The sequence below is a fragment of the Pantoea sp. X-Soil-ISGK-285 genome, from assembly GCF_059730815.1.
Genome location: NZ_AP035938.1, coordinates 652,658 through 670,260 on the forward strand (window position 1 = coordinate 652,658; position 17,603 = coordinate 670,260).

General features: G+C 59.9%; 14 protein-coding genes. 4 read left to right on the top strand and 10 right to left on the bottom strand.

The annotated features are described in order from the left end of the window. From urtD to atzF, 7 genes are all read right to left on the bottom strand, one after another. On the bottom strand, positions 1-792 hold the full coding sequence (urtD, locus tag AC6I8B_RS03000; protein WP_010671705.1) for an urea ABC transporter ATP-binding protein UrtD: 792 nt from the start codon (positions 790-792) through the stop codon (positions 1-3). Further along, entirely contained in the window at positions 789-1,862 is a 1,074-nt protein-coding gene (gene urtC, locus AC6I8B_RS03005; protein WP_033769609.1) for an urea ABC transporter permease subunit UrtC, read from the bottom strand. Before urtC ends, urtD begins: the two co-directional genes overlap by 4 nt. Then, entirely contained in the window at positions 1,862-3,427 is a 1,566-nt protein-coding gene (urtB, locus tag AC6I8B_RS03010) for an urea ABC transporter permease subunit UrtB (RefSeq protein WP_010253640.1), read from the bottom strand. The genes urtC and urtB overlap by 1 nt, the downstream gene beginning before the upstream one ends. Before the next feature lie 92 nt (positions 3,428-3,519). Further along, on the bottom strand, positions 3,520-4,788 hold the full coding sequence (urtA, locus tag AC6I8B_RS03015) for an urea ABC transporter substrate-binding protein (protein ID WP_031292851.1): 1,269 nt from the start codon (positions 4,786-4,788) through the stop codon (positions 3,520-3,522). Positions 4,789-4,816: 28 nt separating this feature from the next. Continuing rightward, a complete protein-coding gene (locus tag AC6I8B_RS03020; protein ID WP_122889260.1) occupies positions 4,817-5,518 on the bottom strand; it encodes a GntR family transcriptional regulator in 702 nt (233 codons plus the stop codon). A gap of 9 nt (positions 5,519-5,527) precedes the next feature. Further along, positions 5,528-9,145: an urea carboxylase gene (gene uca / locus AC6I8B_RS03025; RefSeq protein WP_497816142.1), complete on the bottom strand. Its 3,618-nt coding sequence runs from the start codon at positions 9,143-9,145 to the stop codon at positions 5,528-5,530. A gap of 2 nt (positions 9,146-9,147) precedes the next feature. Beyond that, complete coding sequence (atzF, locus tag AC6I8B_RS03030) at positions 9,148-10,944, bottom strand: allophanate hydrolase (RefSeq protein WP_129062782.1); 1,797 nt, start codon at positions 10,942-10,944, stop codon at positions 9,148-9,150. A 269-nt stretch (positions 10,945-11,213) separates the two neighbouring features. On the opposite strand from atzF, the gene sltY reads away from it, so the two are divergent. Together sltY and trpR are read left to right on the top strand one after the other, a co-directional pair. After that, positions 11,214-13,133 carry a murein transglycosylase gene (sltY, locus tag AC6I8B_RS03035; RefSeq protein ID WP_033756501.1) on the top strand — a complete coding sequence of 640 codons (1,920 nt, stop codon included), beginning with the start codon at positions 11,214-11,216 and terminating at the stop codon, positions 13,131-13,133. A 45-nt stretch (positions 13,134-13,178) separates the two neighbouring features. Further along, the gene (gene trpR, locus AC6I8B_RS03040; protein WP_010253656.1) at positions 13,179-13,496 is read left to right on the top strand and encodes a trp operon repressor; all 318 of its coding nucleotides are present in this window, start codon (positions 13,179-13,181) and stop codon (positions 13,494-13,496) included. On the opposite strand, the gene yjjX is transcribed toward trpR, so the two are convergent. Further along, positions 13,497-14,015, bottom strand: coding sequence for an inosine/xanthosine triphosphatase (gene yjjX / locus AC6I8B_RS03045; RefSeq protein ID WP_010253660.1), 519 nt, complete (start codon positions 14,013-14,015; stop codon positions 13,497-13,499). Between the two features lie 206 nt (positions 14,016-14,221). Here yjjX and gpmB point away from each other — a divergent pair, with 206 nt between their 5' ends. Further along, the gene (gene gpmB / locus AC6I8B_RS03050) at positions 14,222-14,869 is read left to right on the top strand and encodes a 2,3-diphosphoglycerate-dependent phosphoglycerate mutase GpmB (RefSeq protein WP_010253664.1); all 648 of its coding nucleotides are present in this window, start codon (positions 14,222-14,224) and stop codon (positions 14,867-14,869) included. Between the two features lie 40 nt (positions 14,870-14,909). Here gpmB and robA read toward each other — a convergent pair whose 3' ends face one another. Continuing rightward, a complete protein-coding gene (robA, locus tag AC6I8B_RS03055) occupies positions 14,910-15,791 on the bottom strand; it encodes an MDR efflux pump AcrAB transcriptional activator RobA (RefSeq protein ID WP_033756504.1) in 882 nt (293 codons plus the stop codon). Between the two features lie 194 nt (positions 15,792-15,985). Here robA and creA point away from each other — a divergent pair, with 194 nt between their 5' ends. Continuing rightward, complete coding sequence (gene creA, locus AC6I8B_RS03060; RefSeq protein WP_010253671.1) at positions 15,986-16,459, top strand: protein CreA; 474 nt, start codon at positions 15,986-15,988, stop codon at positions 16,457-16,459. Between the two features lie 71 nt (positions 16,460-16,530). On the opposite strand, the gene arcA is transcribed toward creA, so the two are convergent. Then, positions 16,531-17,247: a two-component system response regulator ArcA gene (gene arcA / locus AC6I8B_RS03065; protein ID WP_010253677.1), complete on the bottom strand. Its 717-nt coding sequence runs from the start codon at positions 17,245-17,247 to the stop codon at positions 16,531-16,533. Between the last annotated feature and the right edge of the window lie 356 nt (positions 17,248-17,603).

Here is a 17,603-nt window from a genome sequence, read left to right on the forward strand (position 1 = left end):
TCAGCGCCCCAGATAAACGTCGATAACCTGCTCGTTGGCCTGCACGTCGCGCAGCGAACCCTCGGCCAGTACCTGACCCTGATGCAGCACCGTCACGTGGTCGGCAATGGTTTCGACAAAGCCCATGTCATGCTCCACCACCATCAGCGAATGCTTGCCCGCCAGGCTGCGGAACAGCTCGGCGGTGTAGTCCGTTTCGGCATCGGTCATGCCCGCGGCCGGTTCATCCAGCAGCAGCAGATGCGGCTCCTGCACCAGCAGCATGCCGATCTCCAGAAACTGCTTCTGGCCATGCGACAGCAGGCCCGCGCGACGCTGGCGTTCGCCGCCCAGCCGCAGCAGTTTCAGCACCTCATCAATGCGGTCACGCTGTTCGCCGCTGAGGCGGGCGCGCAGGCTGGCCCAGACCGATTTATCGGCTTTAAGCGCGATCTCCAGATTTTCGAACACGGTTAACGCCTCAAACACCGTGGGCTTCTGGAACTTGCGGCCGATCCCGGCGCGGGCGATCTCAACCGGTGAGAGACGGGTCAGATCGCTGTCCTGGTCGTAGATCACCCGGCCGGCGTCGGGCCGGGTTTTGCCGGTGATCACATCCATCAGCGTGGTTTTGCCCGCACCGTTGGGGCCGATCACGCAGCGCAGTTCCCCGACGCCGATCTGCAGCGAAAGATCGGTCAGCGCCCGGAAGCCTTCAAACGACACGCTGATCTTCTCCAGTTGCAGCACCGGATCGCGCTGCACCCGATGGCGATCCGCCAGTTGAGTTTGGGTAAAAAGGGCATCACTCATTTTTTCCTCCGGCGCAGCAGGCCAATCACGCCGTGCGGCAGAAACAGCGTGACCAGGATAAACATCAGCCCCAGGAAAAAGAGCCAGTATTCGGGGAAGGCGACGGTGAAGAAGCTGCGTGCGCCGTTAACAATCGCGGCACCCAGCAGCGGGCCTATCAGCGTGCCGCGTCCGCCCAGCGCCACCCAGATCGCCGCTTCAATCGAATTGGCCGGTGACATCTCACCCGGATTGATAATGCCGACCTGCGGCACATAGAGCGCCCCGGCCAGGCCGCACAGCACGGCGGAGAGCGTCCAGACAAAAAGCTTGAAACCGCGCGGGTCGTAACCACAGAACATCAGACGGTTCTCCGCATCCCGCACCGCAGTCAGCACCCGGCCAAATTTGCTGCGCGCCAGGGCGAAGCCGATCGCCAGGCTCAGCAGCAGCAGCAGCACCGTGGCGATAAACAGCCCGATACGGGTGGGGGTTGCCGTTACCGAAAAGCCGAGCAGGGTGGTAAAGCCGGTAAAGCCATTGTTGCCGCCAAAACCGGTTTCGTTGCGGAAGAACAGCAGCATCCCGGCGTAGGTCAGCGCCTGGGTCATGATGGAGAAGTAGACGCCTTTAATCTTCGAGCGAAAGGCGAAGAAGCCAAAAATCAGCGCCAGCAGGCCCGGCACCAGCATGCTCAGGCAGAGCGCCCAGACGAAATAGTCGGTGCCGGTCCAGAACCAGGGCAGTTCACGCCAGGAGAGAAAGGACATAAAGGCGGGTAAACCCTCGCCTGCGGCCTGGCGCATCAGGTACATGCCCATGGCATATCCACCCAGGGCGAAAAAGAGGCCGTGGCCCAGCGACAGCAGTCCGGCGTAGCCCCACACCAGATCCAGCGCCACCGCGACCACCGCGTAGCAGAGGATTTTGCCGACCAGCGTCAGGGTATAGGTGGAGATCGCCAGCGGATGCGTAGCGGGCAGCAGGGCCAGAAACGGCATCACCAGGAGCGCCACGGTAATTGCCAGGCCAATGCTGATGGTCAGGCGCGGCGCGGTGCGCGCCACGCGAAGCGTGATGGGTTGCGTCATCAGTCAGTCACCCTTCCTTTTACCGCAAACAGCCCCTGCGGACGTTTCTGAATAAACAGCACGATAATCACCAGAATCAGGATCTTGCCCAGCACGGCGCCAATCTGCGGCTCCAGCACTTTGTTGAGAATGCCCAGGCTGAACGCGGCAACCACGGTGCCCGCCAGCTGACCGACGCCACCCAGCACCACCACCAGGAACGAGTCGATAATGTAGCCCTGGCCCAGCTCCGGTCCGACGTTACCGAGCTGCGACAGCGCCACGCCACCCAGCCCGGCAATGCCCGAGCCGAGTCCAAACGCCAGCATATCGACGCGGCCGGTCGGCACGCCGCAGCAATCCGCCATGGCGCGGTTCTGGGTCACGGCGCGCACGTTCATGCCAAGGCGGGTCCGGTTCAGCAGCAGCCAGGTGAGCGCCAGCACAAACACCACAAACAGGATCACCGCGATGCGGTTCCACGGCAGCACCAGATTGGGCAGCAACTGCAAGCCGCCGGAGAGCCACGCCGGATTCGCCACCTCCAGGTTTTGCGCCCCGAACAGCACCCGCACCAGCTGGATCAGCATCAGGCTGATCCCCCAGGTGGCGAGCAGCGTCTCCAGCGGACGGCCATAGAGATGGCGGATCACCGTGCGTTCCAGCGCCATGCCGATGGCGGCGGTGACCAGAAAGGCGACCGGCAGCGCCAGCAGCGGATACCAGGCTAAATAGTGCGGCGCAAACTGCTGAAACAGGCTCTGTACCCACCAGGTGGCGTAAGCACCGAGCATCAGCATTTCACCGTGCGCCATGTTGATCACCCCGAGCAGGCCATAGGTGATCGCCAGACCCAGCGCGGCCAGCAGCAGGATGGAACCCAGCGACAGGCCGCTGAAGGCCTGCCCCAGCAGATCGCCCCACATCAGCCGTTTCTGAATCTGTTGCAGACTTTCCGCCGCGGCGGCCCGTACCGTGGCGTCCGGCTCATTCGCGGGCTGGGTCAGGCGTTGCAGGCTGGCTTGCGTATTGGGATCGCTGGACTCACCCAGCAGTTTCACCGCCCGCAGGCGCACCATCGGCTCGCCATCCGCCAGTTGCAGATTCGCCAGCGCCAGTGCCAGTGCGGCATGGACCCGGCTGTCCTGCTCGGCGGCAAAACGCTGCTCCAGCAGCGGCAACTGGTCAGCAACGCCCTCACTTTGCAGCTGCTGCGCTGCGCGCAGACGCAGGGCCGTATCAGTGCTGACAAGCTGGTGGGCGGCCAGCGCGTTGTTAACCAGCACGCGCAGACGATTGTTCATAAACAGCTTTTTCAGGTTGCCCGTGGGCTGCGCCACCGCATCCAGCGGCTGCAGCGTGGATCCCTGCTGGCTGAACGGCTGTTTATTCTGGTCGATGACCACCGTTTCGGCATGCAGCGCTTCCAGCAGCGGCAGGCGATGGCTGTCCGGTGCGGCGGCCCACTGTTGCAGCAGCGTGGCCTGCTGACTGCGGCTGGCGGCGGCAAAGTCAGCCGCCGGTCCGGCACTGGCCAACAGCGGCATCAGCAGCAGCAGACTGAAAAAGCAGCGACATAGATTCATAAAAGGAGCCTCGTCAGGGGAGGGCAGCACGGCGGGGTGCCGTGCTGCCGCTTCACAGCGGGTGACGCTGCGTATCTATCAGCAACGCGCGATTACTGCGCGGTCTTCACCGGGTGATCGGGTTTTTTGTCGTTACCGGCAATGTACGGGCTCCACGGCTGCGCGCGTACCGGCTGATCGGTCTGCCACACCACGCTGAACTGGCCGTTCTCTTCCACTTCGCCAATCATGACCGGCTTATGCAGATGATGGTTGGTCTGATCCATGGTCAGGGTAAAGCCATCCGGCGCTTTAAAGGTCTGACCGGCCATCGCCGCCCGCACTTTGTCCACATCCGTGGTGCCTGCTTTTTCCACCGCCTGCGCCCACATATGAATGCCAACATAGGTCGCTTCCATCGGGTCGTTGGTGACGACGGTGGCGGCGTTCGGCAGGTTATGTGCTTTGGCATATGCGCGGTAGTCGGCGACAAACTTCGCGTTGGTCGGATTATCGATAGACTCGAAATAGTTCCAGGCGGCTAACTGACCCACCAGCGGTTTGGTGTCGATGCCGCGCAGCTCCTCTTCGCCCACCGAGAAGGCGACCACCGGAATGTCAGTGGCTTTAATCCCCTGGTTCGCCAGCTCTTTGTAGAACGGCACATTGGAGTCGCCGTTGATCGTGGAAACCACGGCCGTTTTGCCGCCAGCCGCAAACTTTTTGATGTTGGAGACAATGGTCTGGTAGTCGCTGTAACCAAACGGCGTGTAGACCTCTTCGATATCTTTATCCGCCACGCCTTTGCTGTGCAGGAAGGCGCGCAGGATCTTGTTGGTAGTACGCGGATAGACATAGTCGGTACCAAGCAGGAAGAAGCGTTTCGCGCTGCCGCCATCTTCGCTCATCAGGTATTCCACCGCCGGAATCGCCTGCTGGTTAGGCGCAGCGCCGGTGTAGAAGACGTTGGGTGACATCTCTTCCCCTTCATACTGCACCGGATAGAACAGCAGGCCGTTCAGCTCTTCAAACACCGGCAGCACCGATTTGCGCGACACCGAGGTCCAGCAGCCAAACACCACCGCCGCCTTATCCTGAGTCAGCAGCTGCCGCGCCTTCTCGGCAAACAGCGGCCAGTTAGAGGCGGGATCGACTACCACCGGCTCCAGCTTTTTCCCCAGCACGCCTCCTTTGGCGTTGATCTCATCAATGGTCATCAGCGCCACATCTTTCAGCGGCGTTTCCGAAATCGCCATGGTGCCGGAGAGCGAATGCATGATCCCCACTTTGATGGTGTCAGCCGCCTGCGCACTCCAGGCGAACCCCATGCTGACAACGGTGGCGGAGAGGGCGAAAGCCTTGATCAACGAACGTCTTTTCATCATCTGAAACCCCTGAGTAGTTGTTGTGTTATTCGGTGAGCTGGAGCCGGGCCTGCTGAAGGCGGTGCAGCGTGATCTTTCTGACCTCCGCCTTACTCACGGCGATGTGATCGGTCAGGATGCGTTGCGCCCCGGCGGTCTGCTGCTGAAAAATCGCCTGTAAAATCTGTGCATGTTCCTGATAAGTGGCACAGATGCGATCGTCACGAGTGAAGTCGAGCCGGCGGATAATGCGGATCTTCTCGGTGAGTTCGGCGTGAATGCGTGCCATCTCCGGGTTACCCGCTGCCGCCACCAGCGTCATGTGAAACGCTTCGTCATGCTGCGACACTACCAGGCCCTCTGTAAGCGCCTCCGCCTCGCACCAGAACTGGTTCAGTTCGTTTAACAGCGCGGCACACTGCGGCGCGGGCAGGGCGCAGAGGCGTTTGACCGCCTCGCACTCCAGCACGGTGCGCAGGTCATACAGCGATTCGAACCAGGCGAAATCGAAGTTCTTAATCTGCCAGCCGCTGCGAAACCAGACGTCGACAAAGCCTTCGCGTTCCAGCCGGAACAGCGCCTGACGGACCGGGGTGCGGCTGACCGCCATCCGTCCGGCGATTTCGCTTTCACTGAAGCGATCGCCGGGCATCAGGCGAAAGGCGAAGATATCGGCCTTCAGCGCCTGATAAACCCGTTCCGCCAGCGCTTCCGGGCGGGCTTTAGGGGAGTGGGGTTGCGTTGTCATTACCGCTCCTTATTCCAGCCACAGCAGGTTATCGCCAGGACTGACCGGACGGCCCGCCTGGCAGGCAATCCGCGTCACACGACCGGCCTGCGGGGCGATAATCGCCAGCTCCATCTTCATCGCCTCCACGATAATCAGCGTCTGCCCGGCGCTGACCTCGTCGCCCGGCTGCACCAGCACTTTCCAGATGTTGCCATTGAGATCCGCCTGCACCGGTAGCCCGTTCTCCTCCTCTTCGCTGACGCTGGCGCGCGTTTCATCCTCCGGCGGCGCGTTCTGCTCCTCCTGCGCCCATAGCTGCACTTCCTGTTCAAAGGCGGCGGCCTGGCGCTGGCGGAACGCTGCAATTTCAGCGGCGTGGTCGGCGAGGAACTGCTGGTGGGCGGCAAAATCAAACTGCGTCTCTTCAATACGCAGGCTGGCGCGGCCTTCGCGGAAATCTTCGCGCAGCTGGGTCAGTTCGGTTTCACTCACCGGATAGAAGCGCACCTGATCGAAGAAGCGCAGCAGCCACGGCGCATCGGTAGCGAACTGCGGATTTTTCAGGAAGGTGTTCCAGATGGGCAGCGTGCGGCCCACCAGCTGATAGCCACCGGGCGAATCCATGCCGTAGATGCACATGTACATGCCGCCGATCCCTACGGTACCTTCGGCGGTGAAGGTGCGCGCCGGACTGTATTTGGAACTCAGCAGGCGATGGCGTGGATCGATCGGAACGGCACAGGGCGCGCCAAGGTAGACGTCGCCCAGCCCCAGCACCAGATAGCTGGCGTTGAACAGGGTATCGCGCACCTCATCGCGGCTGCTTAAGCCATTAATCCGCTGGATAAAGTCCACGTTGTTGGGCAGCCAGGGGGCGCTGGCGCGCACCGTCTCCTGATAGCGGCTGACGGCACCCAGCGTGGCGCTGTCTTCAAATGCCATCGGCATCCACACTACGCGGGAGGGCACTTTCAGCGTGCTGACGTCGCCCAGCGTCGCTTCCAGCGCCAGCAGCAGTGACATCAGCCGGGACTGGTTAATGATGCGGCTGTCGTAGCGCACCTGCAGCGAACGCACGCCAGGCGACAGCTCCTCTACGCCGGGCTCCGCCTGCGCCGTCAGCGCATTCATCAGCAGATGGACACGCAGACGCAGCGCCAGATCCAGCACATTGTCGCCATACTCAATCAGCACATATTTGTCGCCCGCCTGGCGATAGACCACTTTCGGCGTGCTGGTCGTGGCCTCCAGAGCGGCCAGAATCGTGGCGGAACCGTGGGCGGTTTCGGCCAGTGACGGCACGGCAAACGTGGGCGGATGCTCAGGCCGCAATGTCTCAATCAGATGCATCTGCGCTTTTTCCTGCGCCAGCGCATCGTCTGCGGTGATGGGGTGGAAGCGGATGGTGTCGCCAGGTTTAACCTGGCCTACTTTCCACAGCTCGGCTTTGGCGATGGTCACCGGACAGACAAAGCCGCCGAGGCTTGGGCCGTCGTGCGTCAGGATCACCGGGAAGTCGCCGGTGAAATTGACCGCACCAATGGCATATTCACAGTCGTGAACGTTGGAGGGATGCAGGCCCGCTTCGCCGCCGTTGGCGCGGGTCCAGGTCGGTTTCGGGCCGACCAGCCGCACGCCGAGGCGGTTGGAGTTGTAGTGCACCTGCCAGTCACTGGCAAAGAACGCATCGATGGCGGCCTGGGTGAAGAAATCCGGTGCGCCGTGCGGGCCGTAAAGCACGCCGATGCGCCACTCGCTGCCGTAGTGCGGAATCAGCGCCGCATCGAGCGGCTGCGGATCGCTGACCGGGGCAGGCGTGGTGCAGGCTGCCCGCTCAGGCTGGGAGATCGCCAGCATATCGGCAACCCGCAGGGTGCGTCCGGCGTGACCGCCAAACTGGCCCAGCGAAAAGGTGCTGCGGCTGCCCAGATACTCCGGCACGTCGAAGCCGTTACGCACGGCCAGATAGCTGCGGCAGCCCGTCCGGGCGCGTCCCAGCGCCAGAGTCTCTCCCGCTTTCACCGCCAGCGGCTGCCAGGTGCTGACCGGTTCGCCCTCCAGCGTGGCGTCGCAGTCAGCACCGGTCAGCGCCACGATGGCATCACAGTGGAAACGCAGCGTCGGCCCCTGCAGGGTAAATTCCAGCCCCGCCGCCGCGTCATGATTACCGACGATGCGGTTAGCCAGCCGGAAAGCGAAGTCATCCATCGGGCCGGAAGGCGGCACGCCGATATCCCAGTAGCCGAGGCGGCCAGGATAGTCCTGAACCGAACTGAAGGTACCGGGTTGCAGCACTTCCACCACGGAGGAGGCAGGCACCACGCTGTCGAGGTAGCGCGTCCAGACGTTGCCGCTGCGAAACGCGTCGCTGGCGGTAATCTGGCGCAGATAGTCGAGGTTGGTGGCGATGCCGTGCAGCTGAGTGGCATCCAGCGCATGGCGAAGTTTTTTCAGCGCCGCATCGCGGGTGTCGGCATGCACGATCAGTTTGGCGATCATCGGATCGTAGAAGCTGGAGACCTCGCTGCCGGTTTCGATGCCGCTGTCGACCCGCACGCCGTCAGGGAAAGTTACGCCGGTTAGCAGGCCGGGGCTGGGCTGAAAGTTCTTGAGTGGATCTTCCGCATAGAGCCGCACTTCAATGGCGGCGCCCTGCGGCGCCTGCTGCAGACGTGACCAGTCAACCGCATCGCCCGCCGCCACCAGCAACATGCACTCCACCAGATCGAGTCCGGTGACGCACTCAGTGACCGGATGCTCCACCTGCAGGCGGGTGTTCACTTCCAGAAAGTAAAAGGCCTGCTGGTCGACGTCGTAGATATACTCCACGGTGCCTGCGCTGCGATAGTTTACCCGCTCGCCGAGCCGCACTGCCGAGGCGAGCAGGGCGTCACGCGTCGCCGGAGACAGACCGGGCGCGGGCGTCTCTTCCACCACCTTCTGATTGCGGCGCTGTAGTGAGCAGTCGCGTTCACCCAGCGCGACCACAGTGCCGTTACCGTCACCAAAAATCTGCACTTCTACGTGGCGGGCGCGATCGATGCAGCGCTCCAGAAACACGCCCGCATCACTGAAGAATTGCTCGCCAAGACGGCGCACGCTCTCCCAGGCGCTGGCGAGCGCACCGGCGTCGGCGCAGCGCGTCAGGCCAATGCCGCCGCCGCCCGCCGTGCTTTTCAGCATCACCGGATAGCCAATCTTATCGGCCGCCTGCATCGCCTCCTCCAGCGACGCAAGCAGCGGTGTGCCGGGCGTCATTGGTACACCTGCACTGGCTGCCAGCTCACGGGCACGGTGTTTAAGGCCGAACTCACCAATCTGCTGCGCGGTGGGGCCGACAAAGGCGATCCCTGCCGCTTCACAGGCTTCGGCAAACGGCTGGCTTTCTGAAAGAAAACCGTAGCCCGGCCAGATAGCCTGGGCGCCGCTCTGCTGAGCCGCCGCCAGAATTTTGTCGATGCGCAGATAGCTGTCGCTGGCTTTATCGCCGCCCAGCGCGATAGCGATATCCGCCTGCTTAACGTGCTGCGCGTTGCGGTCAGCATCTGAATAGACCGCGACACTTTTGACGCCCAGGCGCTTCAGCGTCCGAATGGCGCGACAGGCAATTTCGCCGCGGTTGGCAATCAGTACGGTGGTGAACATGATCAGTGACTCCCCTGTGATGCCAGCCAGTTGCGCCAGCCGCCCGTCTCAGTAATCTCCAGCGCGTTGTTCAGCGCCGCACCTTCGCAGATAAAGCCTTTCACCACCCGCCCATCCGCCAGCGTCAGGCTGCCGATGCCCAGCGGTGCGGGAATCTCGGCCACAAACTCACCAAAGCGCGCCAGCGGGATATCCCACAGCTCCACGGTGATAGCGGCGCCCTGTTCGTCACGCATCAGGCCGGGTTTTTTGATCGCGCCCTCCAGCAGGGCAAACAGGCGATAGTGTGGCGCGGTCTTCGTCTCTTCCACCCAGACGGCATGGCGATCGGTGAGCTGGAAATTAAGCGGCATTCCGGTGAGATGCGCGCCCACTACCGCCAGCCGGACATGGTCGGCGGAGGCGGGCAGGCTGGTGCGCCAGGCAGGGCAGGGCTGGCCGGTCGCGCCCAGCGGCAGAGCAAGCTGCTGCTGCCAGCGAATGCCAAACTCAGCCAGCGCCCGATCGTGCCAGGCGGGCGCAATCAGCGTGATGCCTGCCGGGAGATCGTCATTGCGGAACGGTGCGGGCAACGCCAGCGCGGCGAGGTCGGCAAGGTTGGTAAAGTTGGTATAGGTGCCAAACTGCGAGTTGTAGTGAATCGGCTCCTGCTTCATCTCCTCCAGGGTATGAATCGTGGGCGAGGTCGGCACCACCAGCGCGTCAAACTGTGCCAGCGTCTGCTGAATCTGGCGCGTCAGTTCGGCCCGCAGATACTCCGCCTTATAGGCGTCGACTGCGCTGTATTTCAGGCCGCTGGCGATAATCTCGTGTACCACCGGATCCATCTCCGCCGGGCGATCAAGCATCCCGCCCACCGCCGCCGTGCGTTCGGCGACCCAGGCACCGTAGTAGAGCTGTTCAGCCAGCTTCCGGAACGGGGTGAAGTCGATAGGGTGCAGCGTCACGCCACCCGCCTGCAATGCCTCCAGCGCCTGGTCCCAGGCGGCTTCGGCGGCGGCATCATCAAAAAACTCCGGGTTCAAAGGTACCGCAAAATGGGGATGGACGGGCAGGCTGGCCGGGGCGGTGCGCGGATTAATGCGCGAATAGGCGTCACCGGCATCATAGCCACCCATGACGCTGGCGACGCTAAAGGCATCTTCTGCCGTCAACGCAAACACGGAAATCGTGTCGTTGAGGCGGCAGGCGGGCACCACGCCGCGTGCAGAGAACCAGCCCTTGGTCGGCTTCAGTCCGACAATATTGTTAAAGCCCGCCGGAACGCGGCCCGATCCCGCAGTATCGGTGCCCAGTGAAAATGCGACCAGCCCGCGCGCCAGCACCGACGCGGAGCCGGAGCTGGAGCCGCCACTGACGTAATCGGCATCAAAGGTGTTACTGACCGCGCCAAACGGGGAGCGGGTGCCCACCAGGCCGGTAGCGAACTGATCGAGGTTGGTTTTGCCGATGACTATCGCGCCGGCGGCTTTCAGCCGGGCGACCGCTACCGCGTCTTCGCTGGCGGTATAGGTAAAGGCGGGGCAGGCGGCGCTGGTCGGCCAGCCCGCCACATCAATGTTGTCTTTGACGGCGAAGGGAACACCAAACAGCGGCAGCGATCCGGGATCGCGCTGATAGTGCGCCAGCAGTGGCTCAATCTGAGCCGCTAACTGATCCGGTGTCGCCAGATAAATCCAGGCACTATCCTGGGGATCGAGTGCCGCCAGGTGTGCGCTCAGCAGCGAAGTAATCTGTTGCGGCGCCTGCTGATAGCGCTGCTGCCAGGCGTGAAGCGTCAGGCCAAAGGTTGAAGTCATACGAAGAATTCCAGCTGGTATACAAGATGGAATTCAACAGAGCAAAGGCTGTGCCACTTTTTTAACGCAATGATTCAACAGTTTAATGCGTGCAGTGATAAGATTTTCTGATGATAATTTGCACAATTACGGCGCGCACGCTGAGCGATGACGGTGCGTTTACCTTTCGTGTGCGTAAATTTTGTGAAGAACATGGCAAGAGTCCGGTGGCCTGGTTAGCATGAAGACTGTCTGGCAACTCGCCGGCCCCAGCAACAGAGGAGATTTACGTGGTGAAGTGGCGTAACTGGATAATAGGGATCTGCATGGCCGGCACGGCCAGCAGCGCATGGGCCGATTCGCTTGATCAACAACGGCAACGTTATCAACAAATTAAACAGGCCTGGGACAGCAATCAGATGGCCACCGTGGATCAGCTGTTGCCCACGCTACAGGATTATCCGCTCTATCCTTATCTGCAATATCGCCTGCTGGCACAGGATCTCGATCAGGAGACCACCCTGGCGGTACAGAACTTTATTCGCCAGTATCCAACGTTGCCACCCGCGCGTTCGCTCAGCACCCGCTTTATTAATGTGCTGGCTTACCGACAGGACTGGCAGGGGGTGCTGAACTTCAGTCCGACTGAACCTAAGCCGGTGCAGGCACGCTGTAACTGGTATTACGCCAAATGGGCCACCGGTCAGCAGCAGGCCGCGTTTGACGGCGCGAAGCAGATCTGGCTGCGTGGCACGGCGCTGCCCGCGGACTGCGATAAGCTCTTCTCGGTCTGGCAGGCGTCCGGTCAGATTTCGCCAATTACGATCCTGGAGCGTATCCGGCTGGCGATGAAAGCAGGCAACGACAGCCTGGTGAGCTATCTGGCGAAAACGTTGCCAACTGACTATCAGACCATGTCTGACGCGATACAGGCCCTGCAGCAGGACCCGTTAACGGTCAGTACCTTCGCCAGCGCCGTCGGGCCAACCGACTTTACCCGCCAGGCGACGATTTACGCCTTTACGCGTGTGGCGCGGCAGGACATGGAAAATGCCCGCAGCCTGATTCCGATCCTGGTCCGGGCGCAGAAGATGGGGCCGGAGGATGAGCAGGCGCTGAAGGAGATTGTGGTCTGGCGCATGATGGGCAGCGATCTCACCTCTGAGCAGGCACGCTGGCGCGATGCGGTGGTGATGAACAGCGAGTCTACCGCGCTGGTAGAACGCCGGGTACGACTGGCACTCTCTCAGCATGACCGACGCGGCCTTAACACCTGGATCGCCCGTCTGCCGCTGGAAGCCAAAGAGAAAGATGAATGGCAGTACTGGCAGGCCGATCTGCTGTTTGAGAAAGATCGCAAAGAGGAAGCGGAAGAGATCCTGCGCAAACTGATGCAGGCGCGTGGCTTCTATCCAATGGTGGCCGCACAGCGGCTGGGCGTTGACTACCCGTTGCAGGTGGATGAAGCGCCGAAGCCTGACAGTGCCACGGTGCAGGGACCGGAGCTGGCCCGCGTTCGCGAGCTGATGTACTGGGGTCTGGATAACCTGGCGCGCAGCGAGTGGAGCAATCTGATCGGCAGCCGCACGCACACGCAGCAGCAGATGCTGGCGCGCTACGCCAATGAGCAGGACTGGTGGGATCTCAGCGTGCAGGCGACCATCACGGCCAAAATGTGGGACAGCCTGAAAGAGCGTTTCCCGCTGGCGTGGCAGAGCGTCTATGAGCGCAACACCGCGGTGAAGCAGATCCCGCCGAGCTATGCGATGGCGATTTCGCGTCAGGAGAGCGCCTGGAATCCGAAAGCGCGTTCACCGGTCGGCGCCAGCGGTCTGATGCAGATTATGCCTGCCACGGCGGCGCATACCGTGAAGATGTACAACATCCCTGGCTACAGCAACACCAGCCAGCTGCTCGATCCGGAAACCAATATTCAGATCGGCACCCAGTATCTGGAATATGTCTATCAGCAGTTCAATCAGAACCGGATTTTCGCCTCGGCGGCCTACAATGCCGGGCCGGGCCGGGTGCGAAGCTGGCAGAAAACCAGTGCAGGCAATCTTGATGCCGTCGCGTTTATCGAGACCATCCCGTTCTCTGAAACGCGTGGCTATGTGAAGAATGTGCTGGCGTACGACGCCTACTATCGTCACTTCATGGGCAAGCCTGACAAGATCCTGTCAGATGCTGAGTGGAATCGCCGTTACTAGCTGTGCTAAGCTTCCGTACTCTTTAGCGAGTACGGAAGCCTCTTCATGACCCATTCTGATTCCCCCACCGATGCGCATCCGGCAGAAGATAGCTGGCAGCGCTTTGTCGTGCTGATGCAGCAGGCCTTTGCTGATGGTCATGCGCTGCCACTGATGCAACTGATGATGACGCCCGACGAGCGGGAAGCGTTCGGCACCCGTCTGCGGATTATCGAAGAGTTAATGAACGGCGAGATGAGCCAGCGCGAACTGAAAAATGAGCTCGGCGTTGGCATTGCGACCATTACCCGTGGCTCGAACAGCCTGAAAGAGGCGCCGCCGGAGCTGAAACGCTGGCTGGAAGCGCGTCTGGGACGCGCCTGATCACTGCTGGTAAAGCGGATGGATGAACGGGCAGAGCGCCAGAATCAGTGCCTGATGATAGACACTGGAGCGGCTGAGCAGGCCGTTTGTGAACGCCCCGATAGCGCCACCCTGGTGTTTGATATTTTCGATGCCGGTTAACCGAGCCATCTCTTCACCCAGCTCCCGGCCTTCACGCAGACCCGCCAGCACCACCGGCGGCAGGGTGAAACTGGCCGAGCGCGATTCGCCGCGCTGCTTCTGATTTTCTACCACCATCCAGGCAAACGCGCTGTCATCTTCGATGCCCGCCTCAATCGCTACCCAGAACGCCGCTTCTGGCCGGACCTGCCGGGCATTCATCACGCGCTGACGTGCGCCAGTTCGCGTTTCGAGATGGGTTAACGGTTGTGCTGCTACGCCGCTATCGACCTCGACCCCTTCAATATGGCAGGATCCCTCGCCGAAAACGTCGTTGAATGCCTGAGCAATCGCATGAATTTTCGCTGGATTGGTGGTGGCTGCGACAACATGGTACATAATTGGTTGAACCCTCAGGTGATTAAGCGCCTGGCCCATCGGGCTGTTTGATTTGTCATTCTGAACCCGGGCAGTGCTCACAATCCTCACGTACTTTCCGTACGCGCCGGTTGTTTCGCGCTCTCCGTGTGCAGACTGACTGCAACAATGACGCCTGATGGGGTAAGCTCTAAAGCGATTTTTGTCGCAGTATAACGGAAACTAACATGCTACAGGTCTATCTTGTTCGTCACGGTGAAACGGTATGGAATGCGGAGCGTCGCATTCAGGGTCAGTCCGACAGTCCGCTGACGGAAAAAGGTGAGCAGCAAGCCTGGCAGGTGGGTGAGCGCGTGAAACATCTGGGCATTACGCACATTATTGCCAGCGATCTGGGGCGTACGCGCCGCACCGCGGAGATTATTGCGGATGCCTGCGGTTGCTCAGTCACGCTTGATCCGCGGTTGCGTGAGCTGAATATGGGGGTGCTGGAGAAGCGTCCGCTGGATGGCTTAACCGCGGAAGAAGAGCAGTGGCGCGCCACGCTGGTCAACGGCACCGAAGGGGGCCGTATTCCTGAAGGGGAGTCGATGACTGAGATGGCGACGCGCATGCACGCCGCGCTGAATGCCTGTCTTGATCTTCCAGCCGGAAGCCGTCCACTGCTCGTCAGTCACGGTATGGCGCTGGGGGCGCTGGTCAGCACGATCCTCGGTCTGCCCGCCTATGCGGAACGTCGTCTGCGTCTGCGTAACTGCTCACTCTCACGTGTTGATTATCAGCAGAGCGCCTGGCTGGCAGAAGGCTGGATTGTCGAGACGGCGGGGGATATTTCCCATCTGGATGCGCCTGCACTCGACGAGCTTCAACGCTGATTTACTTAAGGCTGCCGTCGCGATGACGGCAGCCTTAACGTCAGCTGGCTACGGTCTGGCGGCGAATGGGAATCAGATATTCGCAACGGATCTCGGTCGGTGGCTCAGCGCGTTTTTTACCGCCATCGGTGTAAAAGCGTTCGATGTCCTGTCCCTGACGGCGGGTCAGCCCCAGCGTCGGCATGCAGGTGCCATAGAGCAGCAGAATAAACTCCTGCAGATTGACGCGCGGGCCGGTATAGGTGAACTGCACGTAGTCGCCCGCTTCCAGAATCACGTTCTGCCCGGAGTGCAGGTTGACCGCGCTGTCAGCAGGCACCGCCGTGGTGTAGAGAATCTCCTGCTCATCATCTTTGTCCTGGCTGGCGCGCACCTGATGCAGGCCATACAGTACCGGCGGCACCGTGTCGGTTTCCAGCAGGAACTGCTTCCAGAAATGAATACGCATTTCGTCGCGGTAGCTGGAAATCTGCTCCAGAATACAGGTGTAGTTCTGGGTTTGTCCTACCAGCACCGTCTCCGGTAAGGTGACGAAAGCCGGTTCCGGCTGCGTCTCATCATCCAGGCGAATAGGGGGACGAATACCGAATGAGTTCCAGTCGGAAGAGCGGCGATACCACGCCGGTGTCTGAGCAAACTGCTTCTTGAATGCGCGAGTAAAAGTCTGTTGTGAATCAAAACGATACTGCAGTGCGATGTCCAGAATCGGGCGGCTGGTCAGGCGCAGCGCCACGGCGGCTTTAGACAGACGACGCGCACGAATATAGGCACCTATTGCGTGTCCGGTTACGTCTTTAAACATCCTCTGTAAATGCCATTTAGAGTAACCGGCTTTCTGGGCAACATTGTCCAGTGAAAGGGGTTGATCCAGATGGCTCTCCAGCCAGACAAGCAAATCGCGAATGATACCGGCTTGGTCCATAAAACATCCTCATACTCTGGTGGTGCAGCTAAACGCATTCGAAGAATATTAGCACTCATTGCTCAAAAGACGTGGGCCGTTTTCCGGGGAAGGTTGTGCTAAATCAGTACGGGCTTCAACCCGTTTTGGTTTGGTCATTAACTCGATTAACAGTACATTACATTCTCATCTATTCCATTTGCAATGGTAACTCCATGACAATATTCCGACTTATGATCGCTGCGCTGACCACGCTGACCTTTTCCAGCCCGCTGTTTGCCGAACAGATTGGCTCTGTTGATACGGTATTCAAGATATTCGGGCCTGACCACAAGATTGTCGTTGAGGCTTTCGATGATCCGGACGTTAAAAATGTAACCTGTTATATCAGCCGGGCGAAAACCGGGGGTATTAAAGGCGGACTGGGTCTGGCAGAAGATACCTCTGATGCCGCGATCTCCTGTCAGCAGGTGGGGCCGGTCGAACTGAGTGATAAAATCGCGCAGGGCAAAGCAGAGGGTGAAGTGGTATTCCGCCAGCGCACCTCATTGATCTTCAAGAAGCTGCAGGTTGTACGCTTCTTCGACAAAAAGCGCAACGCCCTGGTCTATCTGACCTATTCCGATAAAGTGGTTGATGGCTCACCGAAAAATGCGATCAGCGCCGTGCCGATTATGCCGTGGCACTGATTATGCCGTCACACTAAGGACAAAAAAAACGCCCGCAGGGGCGTTTTTTATTTGCCGCGTCTGACAGTGGCTTAATCCTGCAGGTCGCCGCAGAAGCGATAACCTTCACCATGAATGGTGGCGATGATCTCTGGCGTGTCCGGCGTTGATTCGAAATGCTTACGAATACGACGGATGGTGACATCGACAGTGCGATCGTGTGGCTTGAGGTCGCGGCCGGTCATTTTTTTCAGCAGATCGGCACGGGTCTGAATTTTACCCGGGTTTTCGCAGAAGTGCAGCATGGCGCGGAACTCACTGCGTGGCAGTTTGTAGTGCTCGCCGTTCGGGTTGATCAGTGAGCGGCTGTTGATATCCAGCTCCCAACCGTTGAACTTGTAGCTCTCTACCTGACGACGCTCTTCGCCTGGCATGGCCAGATTCATGGTGCGCGACAGCAGGTTGCGGGCACGAATAGTCAGCTCACGCGGATTAAACGGTTTGGTGATGTAGTCGTCAGCGCCAATTTCCAGACCAAGAATTTTATCGACTTCGTTGTCACGGCCGGTCAGGAACATCAGGGCGACATTGGCCTGCTCACGCAGTTCACGGGCCAGCAACAGGCCGTTTTTACCGGGCAGGTTGATGTCCATGATGACCAGGTTAACGTCATTGTCGGTCAGCACCTGATGCATTTCAGCACCATCAGTCGCCTCATACACCACATAACCTTCCGCCTCAAAAATACTCTTGAGGGTATTACGCGTGACCAGTTCGTCTTCAACGATAAGAATGTGCGGGGTCTGCATGTTTAGCTACCTAAAATTTGCCAACAAATTGAAAACAGGGCGTACAGCGGTATGGCGTTCTCCATCATCGAGAGCGGCGGGCCGCGCTGAACCGTTGTACGAAATCATATTTTGATAAGCCATCTATCAACGTCAACAACAGTATTAGCTCAGCCAGTCAGGATGAAAATTGCATGCCCCGGGCGTTAATGATAATGGCGCATATCCTAACTGTATTAACAGCAACCTAACAGCACCAACTACAACCGATAAGCATAAAAACAACGCTTCGTTGACTTATATCAAATGCAATTGTAGCACGTTAACACTTTTGTGAAAAACTTCTCGCAGATTGCCTGTTTAGCTCACAAAAAGCA